This is a genomic window from Komagataeibacter kakiaceti JCM 25156 (genome assembly GCF_000613305.1).
On record NZ_BAIO01000776.1, the window covers coordinates 1 to 809 of the forward strand.

Consider the following 809-nt stretch of genomic DNA (forward strand, 5'->3'; position numbering starts at 1 on the left):
GCGCCGCCCGGGGGCCCTGTGGCGGCCCAGCACCACCTCTTCCATGGCGTTGAGGCGCGCGATCTTGGCCTTCGGGTCAAGGCGGTCAGTATCGACAATATCGTCGATCACGCGCGCGAAGTCGTAATAGGCATGCACATGCGGACGCAGCCTGCGGCTGATCAGCAGGGAGCCTACCGGAAAATTCTCATCGCCGGCGTCCTTGCCGGACGAGACATCCTCGTTTCCCCACACGGCCCACTCATTGGTGTTCACCCTACGTCATCTCCCATGGTGCGGTTCATTACGGTGGCGCTGTTCTCGGCCCGCATGGAGGTCGAGATCGCGCCGTCAGGCTCGGTATAGGCGCGGCTTTTCCACACCACACCCCGGCCCCGGTGATGGTCCACCGCCGAACCGATCGTGGCCAGCATATAGAACCCGGCAATGGCTGGCAGCAACATCGCCCATGCGGGCGACTGCCGGAAGCGGCGCAGCGTGGGGGTATAGGACGCCATGGACATGATCCACGCCCCCGCCCCCAGCAGGCAGGGCAGCCCGTGGCTGAACAGGGCAAGCTGCATGGGCACGATCCACAGCAGGATCATGCCGATGATGGTGCCCACCAGCATCACGGGGGAATAGTCAAGCTGTACATAGGCCGTGCGCGCCACCATGCGCCAGATGTCCGCCGGGTCGGGGTAGGGGCGGATCGACCGGGCCAGGCAGCTATGGCCCAGATAGATCGCGCCGCCGCTGTGCTTGATGTGGGCGGCCAGCGTGCAGTCATCGATCAGCGCGCCGCGCAGGCTCTCGATCCCGCCAATGCG

1 protein-coding gene and 1 pseudogene are annotated in these 809 nt (G+C 65.5%); both read right to left on the bottom strand.

Annotated features, from left to right (window positions below; all coding sequences use genetic code 11):
- On the bottom strand, nt 1-255 hold a 255-nt coding region (locus JCM25156_RS26285), incomplete at its 3' end, for a squalene/phytoene synthase family protein (RefSeq protein ID WP_034961300.1).
- A pseudogene (locus JCM25156_RS18835) lies at nt 252-809 on the bottom strand (glycosyltransferase); the annotation flags it as partial. The pseudogene JCM25156_RS18835 and the gene JCM25156_RS26285, both read right to left, overlap by 4 nt.